Origin of the sequence: Streptomyces sp. WAC05292, from assembly GCF_003949955.1 — a bacterium.
Taxonomy (GTDB): domain Bacteria; phylum Actinomycetota; class Actinomycetes; order Streptomycetales; family Streptomycetaceae; genus Streptomyces; species Streptomyces globosus.
This window is the reverse complement of the sequence record NZ_RPSE01000038.1, coordinates 22,815-30,260: the sequence shown is the minus strand read 5'-3', so window position 1 is coordinate 30,260 and position 7,446 is coordinate 22,815. Positions and strand designations below refer to the sequence as shown.

Annotated in this window: 7 protein-coding genes; 4 read left to right on the top strand and 3 right to left on the bottom strand. The window is 73.0% G+C overall.

What is annotated here, in order from left to right:
- The 3 genes from EF903_RS07560 to EF903_RS07550 form a co-directional block, all read right to left on the bottom strand.
- Positions 1-1,040: RNA polymerase sigma factor (locus EF903_RS07560; protein WP_148142508.1), on the bottom strand; the 1,040-nt coding region annotated here is incomplete at its 3' end.
- A 116-nt stretch (positions 1,041-1,156) separates the two neighbouring features.
- Positions 1,157-1,639, bottom strand: a complete 483-nt coding sequence (locus EF903_RS07555; RefSeq protein WP_125542161.1) for a hypothetical protein — start codon at positions 1,637-1,639, stop codon at positions 1,157-1,159.
- Complete coding sequence (locus EF903_RS07550) at positions 1,636-2,415, bottom strand: class I SAM-dependent methyltransferase (RefSeq protein ID WP_185902564.1); 780 nt, start codon at positions 2,413-2,415, stop codon at positions 1,636-1,638. The genes EF903_RS07555 and EF903_RS07550 overlap by 4 nt, the downstream gene beginning before the upstream one ends.
- Before the next feature lie 665 nt (positions 2,416-3,080).
- Between EF903_RS07550 and EF903_RS07545 the strand changes: the two genes are divergently transcribed.
- The 4 genes from EF903_RS07545 (at position 3,081) to EF903_RS07530 (ending at position 7,316) form a co-directional block, all read left to right on the top strand.
- Positions 3,081-4,796, top strand: coding sequence for a CoA transferase (locus EF903_RS07545; RefSeq protein WP_185902563.1), 1,716 nt, complete (start codon positions 3,081-3,083; stop codon positions 4,794-4,796).
- Positions 4,793-5,602: a class I SAM-dependent methyltransferase gene (locus EF903_RS07540; RefSeq protein WP_185902562.1), complete on the top strand. Its 810-nt coding sequence runs from the start codon at positions 4,793-4,795 to the stop codon at positions 5,600-5,602. The genes EF903_RS07545 and EF903_RS07540 overlap by 4 nt, the downstream gene beginning before the upstream one ends.
- A gap of 89 nt (positions 5,603-5,691) precedes the next feature.
- Complete coding sequence (locus EF903_RS07535; RefSeq protein WP_125542154.1) at positions 5,692-5,973, top strand: ubiquitin-like small modifier protein 1; 282 nt, start codon at positions 5,692-5,694, stop codon at positions 5,971-5,973.
- Entirely contained in the window at positions 5,970-7,316 is a 1,347-nt protein-coding gene (locus EF903_RS07530; protein ID WP_125542152.1) for an aminotransferase class V-fold PLP-dependent enzyme, read from the top strand. Before EF903_RS07535 ends, EF903_RS07530 begins: the two co-directional genes overlap by 4 nt.
- Positions 7,317-7,446: the final 130 nt, after the last annotated feature.

The following is a 7,446-nucleotide window of genomic DNA, read 5'->3' as shown; positions in this document are numbered from 1 at the left end:
GTAGTGGGGGCGGCCGGGGGAGCTGCGGTGACGCCGGGAACCCGGGGCGTCTGCTCCGGCCAGGTCGCGTAGGTGGCGGCGCCGCTGACGAGCACCGCGCCGGCGGCGAGACACGCCAGCGGATGAGCGGTCACCGCGTGGAGTTTGCCGGCCGCCGCCCCGTGCAGACCGCCTCCCTTCACCGCCGCGGCGGCGGGGGCCATGGCAGGCCCGGCGGCGCCCGCGGCGGCACCCGGCAGCAGGCCCTTGGCGGTCAGCGCGGCGAGGAGCCCCGCCGGGACGGCCAGGGGCGCGACGCCGAGGAGCAGCAGCTCGGCGGGGACCCGGTTCGCGGTCGTCTCCGTGCAGACCGGGCAGTCGCGGGTGTGGCGCGCGATCCGCTTCCGCCACACCGATGAGGGTGCACCGTCCCAGCCGGCGACGGCCTCGCCGAGCCGCGGGCACCGCGGGCGGGCCTCCAGGGCGGCGACGATCGTCCGGCTCAGGTCCAGCTGCTCGCGCATGCGCTGCAGGCGCACTCCGGCGTGGGCGACGGTGAGGCCCGTCGCGGCGGCGACGTCCTCCCGGTTCAGCAGTCCGGCGTGCTCCTGCCACCACAGGGACAGCAGGACCCGGTGGTCCGGGTCGAGCCACCGGCCGGCTTCGGCGATCCGGCGGCGCTCGTCCGACACCCGCAGCCGCAGCATCGCCGCGTCCTCGGGTTCGGGGGCGGCGTCCGGCAGGTGGTGCGCCTCGTCGATGGACGCGGTCCTGCTGGTGGTCGTGCGCTGCCGCTGCCAGTGGGTCTGTATCTGGCGGAGTGTGATCGACACCAGCCAGGAGCGGAAGCTGTCGGGGGCGCGCAGGGCCGGAAGGTCGCGCACGACGCGCAGCAGTGTCTCCTGGACGACGTCGTCGGCGTCGGCGTGTGCGCTCAGCGCACGCCGGACGATGTTGTGGACCAACGGCAGGTAGGCGGCGATCAGCTCCTCGCGCGCCCGGTCGTCCCCGGCCTGCGCCGCGACGACCAGGCCCGCGTGGTCCGCGTCCGTGAGCCCCATTGCCACCTCTCCCCTTTACGGCGTCAGACCCTAACGTCCGCAAAGGTGTGCGGCCAAAGCTCCGGGCCGCGGACCGCGGACGGGGGCCCGCCCCCGGGCCCGCCCCGCGGCGGTTCCTACCCGCCGTCGTCGGCAGGGGTTTCCGGTTCCAGCTCCTCGCTTCCGTGGGCACGGCAGATCTGCAGGTGGTCGTAGGACACGACGTACCAGGGCGCGGGGTGCGGTCCGGTGCTCTCGTTCAGGAACCTCACGTCGACCACGGTTCCGGCCAGTGCGGCGCCCAGGACGCGCACCCGGCATCCGTTCCGGAGGACGTAGGCGCGTGCCTGTGCGACCTGCAGGGGGTCCGGCTGCCACAGGTGCCAGCGCCGCTGGTGGCGCCGGTAGTCGTGGTGGGAGTCTCCGCTGTACCGGGCGGCGCACAGGGCGTCGACGGCCGTCTGCCACGCCTTGCCGCGGGGGCCCTCGGCGGCGTAGAGCCGGTAGGCGCGTCGTTCCAGCTGCCGGAGCGTCAGGTGGCCGAACAGCCCGGAGTCCATCGCGCGGACGGCGGATGCGGTGGCCGCGCGCGTGCGTCCTCCCGTCGGGTTCCCGTTCACTGCCGGGTGATCCTGGCGTACAGGTAGTCGACGCAGACCCACGGCCCCTCCGGTCCCTCTCCGGCGTGGCCGGCGAACAGGGAGGTGAGCTTCTCCCGGATCTGTTCGCGTGCCGGCTCGCCGAGTCGTTCCACCACGCACAGGGCCGGTCCGAAGTGGTCCGCGAAGACCGAGGCCAGTTCGGCGGCCGTCGCCGGAACGTGGTGGTGGCTGATGTTGCTGTGGATCGCCGGGGCGGGTCCGAAGAGCTCGCGCAGCCCGTGGGCGGTCCCCCACCGGCGGGCGATGTCCTCGATGGACTCCGCCACGGGGTGGAGGTCGTGGAGCGTCCGGAACATGGCGGTGATGACGCTGCCGGGATTCCAGTTCGCCATCAGGATCGCGCCCGTGGGGCGGCAGACCCGGAGCATCTCCCGGGCGGCGGCTTCGGCGTCGGGGGCGAACATCGACCCGTAGGTCGAAAGGACGCGGTCGAAGGACGCGTCGGCGAAGGGCATCTTCGCCGCGTCGCCCATCCGGAAGTCGACCGACATGCGGAGGTCGTCGCGCCGTTTGCGGGCGGCTTCGATCATGACGGGGTCGGAGTCCAGTCCGAACACGGCAGCGCTGCGGCGTGCCGCGTAGAGCGCTGCGTTCCCGGTGGCGCATGCCACGTCCAGGACGCGGTGGTCCGACTTGATGTCCGCTTCCTGCACGAGGCGGAGGCTGATGCCGGCGAGTTTGCCGGCGACGGCCTGGTACGCGTAGGCAGACCAGTACGCATCCTGGTCGGTCAAGGGAACCTCCACACGGCTGTGAATACGGTCGGGGCTTCTTCTTCGTGCCGGTCGCGTGCCGTTGTCCGGATGCTCCGGTACGCGGGCCGAGACGGCTTGCGCAGGGTGAGCCCCCCGTGCGCCGATGCGCGCCCGTGGCACCCCTTGTTCGCGGAATGCCGGCGGACCACGCTGAACGGGTGCGGGGGAATCGCAGGAGTCCGGTGCTTTGCGCAGCGAACGCGCCCGCGGTGTGCGCGCTGCCGCCGGCTCTCACGGCTTCGACGCCGGGCTGCTGACAGGGAATCGCCGGTCGGGATTCGGCGCAAGGGGGCGGAGAATCCGGCCGGGTCGTCCCCGTGCACTCCGTCCGATGTGGTGCGCGCCGGGGCTGCCCGCCCGGGCCGACGGGCTTCTTCGCTCTGTCGCCGCGCTCTTGTGCCTCGGGCGCCGGCGGATGACCGTGAAGGCACTCCGGCTGATCCCGCAGTGTGTTCCGGCGGCCGACTGCCGCCCCCTCTTTTCCGTGCGCCGCCCTTTGCGGTCCTGTGCACCAGGGCGGGCGTCTGCGCCGAATGGCAGCGGGATGTGCGGTCTGTCTTCCGAAGGGGTTCGGCCGGGCGGCGTGAGAACGCCGGAGAAACGATTCGCATGCTCGCCATGAGGTGTAGGGGCTGTTGATGGAGTTGTCGTTTGTCGCTCGCGACTGGAAGAGGCACTTCGCGCATCTCGGCGTCAACCTGCTGCCCGTGAAGGGGTCGCCCGGGAGTTGGCAGGTCAATGCCATCGCCTACCGGCATCCGCCGCTGATCCTGAGTTTGAGGGCGCCCTTCGGGCAGTTCGTGGTGGGCGAGCCGACCTTGCAGGCGGCGTGCGGGCTGATGAGTCTGTTCGGCCGCCGCGAGGGCGAGGGGCCCCGCCGCACGGGTGTCCCCTTCGCTTCGGTGTGCGGCGCCGTGGCCGCCGGCCAGGGCATCATGGCGGCCCTCGTCGCGCAGGCCCGCGGCAGTGCGGACGTGACGCAGGTGGAGGTCAATGCGGGCTCCGCCCTGCTGTTCTCGCAGTCCCACCACGTGGAGCTGACCGCGCTCGGCCCGATCCGGGAGACGCTCGGTGCGGGCAAGCCGCCGCCCTTCCTGACCTCCGACGGGCACTGGGTCGAGGTGGAGACGTTCCGCGCCGAGCGGTGGGCGGCCTTCTGGAAGCGGCTCGGGGTCGACGGCCGGGACGCGATGACGTCGTGGCGGTCCCACGAGGCGCGGCAGTGGACCGCTTGCTTCCGGGTACCCGAGTCCGTCCACCGGGCGGCGCACATCCCGCTGAAGGAGATCATGGCCGCCGCCCACGCGGAGGACGTCTGTGTGAGCGACGTGTCCAACCCGATCGGCGACGACCTGATCGAGCCCTGGCTGCTGTCGCCGTCCCCGTGGACCGGGCCTCCCCCCGCGGAGAACCTCGACGAAGGGGCACTGCCCCCGCGCTGGCTTCCCCTGGCGGGGATGCAGGTCGTCGAGGCCACGCACTACCTGCAGGGCTCCTACGCGGGCCGCATCCTCGCCTGCCTGGGCGCCCAGGTGTGGCGGGTCGAACCGCCGGACGGAGACCCCGCGCGCGGCGTGGAGCCGGTCCGCGCCGGGTGCTCGGTGTCGTTCCGCGCCCTGCACCGCGGCAAGGAAGCGCTGTGCGTCGACCTGCGCAGCCCCCGCGGGCGCCGCCGGGTGCACGAGGTGGTGTCGCGGGCGTCGGTGTTCCTGACGAACTGGTCCCCCGGCAAGCTCGGGCCCGCCCACCTGGACTACACCACCCTGCGCCGGGTCAACCCGTCCCTGGTCTACGCGCATGCGACGGGAAGCCCACCGGACGACGAGAGATGGCCGCACACGGCGTCGGACTGGTCGATCCAGGCCGCGACCGGCATGGGGCGCGCCGTCCGCTGTGACGGCGAACGGCCGGCCGTCAGCCAGATGACCATGCTCGACCCGCTGGGGGGCCTGCTCTGCGCGGAGGGGATCATGACGGGGCTCATGCAGCGGCAGCACACCGGCTTCGGGTGCTACGTGGAGTCGTCCCTGCGGCACGCGGCGCACGTCCTGATGGCGTTCACCCGGCCGCAGACGGGGCCGGCGTTCCATCCGCTGCCCACGCAGTCCGGCTACCTCGCGGTGGACGACACCCGGTTCCTGAGGAAGCGCCTGGGCCTGTCCGCGGACGCCGGCCGGGAGGACTTCGTGCGGGTGCTGCGCACCAGGACGGACCAGGAATGGGAGGAGCAATTGCGGGTGGAGGGGCTCGCCGCCACCCGCGTGCGCACCATGGACGACGTCATCGAGAACCCCCTCGACCCCTCGTGGCTGCGCTACGACCACGGAATCCACGTCGCACCCCCCTGGAGGATCTCGTGACGGGGGCCAACCCGCGCCTGCGGGAGCGCTACTGGGCCGCCGACCGGTATCAGCAGGTCGCGAACAGGCTGTTCCCCCTCAGCACCGCCCTGTGCGACCGTGCGGCCCTGCGGGCGCGGGAGAGCGTGCTGGACGTGGCCACCGCGACCGGGAACGCCGCGCTGGCGGCGGCCGAGCGCGACTGCAAGGTCACGGCGATCGACACCGATCTGCACATGCTGGGCGTCGCGCAGCGGCGGGCGGTGGAGAAGAACCTGCAGCTGACACTGCGGAACTACGACGCCCAGAACATGCCCTTCCCGCCGGATCTGTTCGACGCCGTGATCTCGGCGGGGGGCGTGCAGTTCGCACCGGACCCCGACGCGTGCGCCGCCGAACTGCTGCGGGTGTGCCGGCCCACGGGTCGGATCGTGCTGGGCAGTTGGGGTCCGGCGTCCCCGATCACGATCATGTTCGAGATCCTGCATGCGGTGTGCCCGCTGGTGGACAGCATCGTCCACCGCTCGACCGCCTGGGGAACGGAGGGCGGGCTCCGCCGGCTGTTCGGGGGCAGGGCGGCCATCGAGGCAGAGGAGTCGTCCATCTGCGTCGACGTCCCCTCCGTCGGGGCATGGACGGACATCCTGTGCGAGAACTTCGGTCCCGCGCGGCTCGCCCTGGACGAGTGCGACGCTCCGACCGCCGAGGAGATCCGCCAGTCCCTGTTCACCCTCTTCTCGCAGTTCAGCGAGGTCGACAAGGCTTCCGGCTCCACGCGGATCCGGATGGAGTGCCTGCAGGCGGTGCTCACTCCGCTCGGCACCTGAGACCCGCCGCCGCCCGGCGGAGCGAGCCGCGCTCCCCGGGCCGGCCGACGGCACCACCGAACCAGTACGCCCACCAAGGAGGCAGACCCATGCCCGTCTCAGTCCGTGTCCCCAACATCCTGCGCCCGTACACCGACGACAAGGCACGGGTGACGGCCGAGGGGAAGACCGTCGCCGAGGTCATCGCCCACCTCGAGGAGAACCACCCCGGCATCTCCCAGCGCATCCTGGACGACGACGGCGCGATGCGCCGCTACGTGAACATCTACGTCAACGACAACGACATCCGCTTCAAGGAGAACCTGGACACCGTCGTGCCCGACGGCGCCGAGGTCTCCATCGTCCCGGGAGTGGCGGGAGGCTGTTGTTGAACCCCTCCCGCGGGAAGACGCCTCCCGGCCGTGCACCGCTCCTCGCGGTGCTCGGCCGGGACGTCACCGTACCCACCGCCCGCGGCGACGCGGCTCATGCCGCGCTGGACTACGCGGCCTCCACCCCGGTCCTCGCGCAGGTCTGGGAGGAGGTGGCCGCGTTCGCGCCCCGGTACGGAAGCGTCCACCGCGGGTCGGGCCATCTCTCCAGGTACTCGACGGCGGTCTTCGAGGACTCCCGCGAGGAGGTGGCGCGCTTCCTCGACCTGCGGGCCGACGACCGCGTGGTGTTCACGCGGTCCACGACCGATTCGCTGAACATGCTCGCCCGGTGGCTGCCGGAGGGCGGTTCGGTGTACGCCTTCGAAACGGACCACCATGCGGCGCTGCTCCCCTGGCGCCGCCGGGAGGTGGTCCTGCTCGACGCTCCGGACTCGCCGATGGGCGCGGTGCGGATCCTGGAGGAGGCGTTGCGCAGGCGCGCCCCGCTCGCGGACGCCCTGGTGTGCGTCACCGGTGCGTCCAACGTGACGGGCGAGGTGTGGCCGGTCCGGGAGCTCGCCGCAGTGGCGCACGGGTACGGTGCGAGGACCGTGCTCGACGCCGCCCAGTTGGTGGCGCACCGGCAGGTCTCCGTACGCGGCCTCGGCGTCGACTGGGTGGCGTTCTCCGGGCACAAGCTCTACGCCCCGTTCGGCGCCGGTGTACTGGCCGGCCGCTGGGACTGGCCGCGGGCGGCGGAGCCGTACCTCGCGGGCGGCGGCGCCTCGCGATCCGTACGGCGGGGGCCGGAAGCCCGCCTGGAGGTGGAGTGGGAGGCGGGGGTCGCGCGGCACGAGGGAGGCACGCCGAACGTCGTGGGCGCCCATGCCATCGCCTCGGCGTGCCGTGCTCTGCGCGGCGTCGGCTTCGACGCGCTGCGCGCGCACGAGGAGCACCTGGTGCACGAGCTCCGGGCCGGGCTGCGGGACGTGCCCGGGCTCAGGCAGCTGAGCCTGTTCGGCGGCCGGACGGACCGGGTACCCGTGGTGTCGTTCACGGTGGACGGTGTCGACGGCCTCACCCTCGCCGACCGCCTGTCGCGGGAGTACGGGATCGGGGTCCGGGCCGGTCTGTTCTGTGCCCATCCCCTGATGAACCGGCTGCTGGGGGCGCCCGCGGCGGCTCAGCCGGCGCCTGCCGGCTGCGGGACGGCGCGGCTCGATGCCGTGCGGGCGAGCTTCGGCGCGGGCACGAGCGGCGAGCACATCAGCCGGCTGGTGCGCGCGGTGCGGGAGCTGGTGAACGCGTGCGGGTTCACGCCTTCCGGGCCGCCGGGCGCCCCCGGACAGGGCGGAATATGATCATCCGTTCTATAGCATGGTGGGCCCGTGGCGCTGCCCGGCCCCCTTCCGCGAGAGCGCGGCGGGGCCGCCGGTGCAGGAGCAGGGCCGAGCCGTGGCGCGCCCCCTCCCGCGCCACGCCGGCGCCCCG

Excerpts from the sequence above, each read along its gene's own strand:
- EF903_RS07535 (WP_125542154.1), top strand. The coding sequence starts at position 5,692 with ATGCCCGTCTCAGTCCGTGTCCCCAACATCCTGCGCCCGTACACCGAC.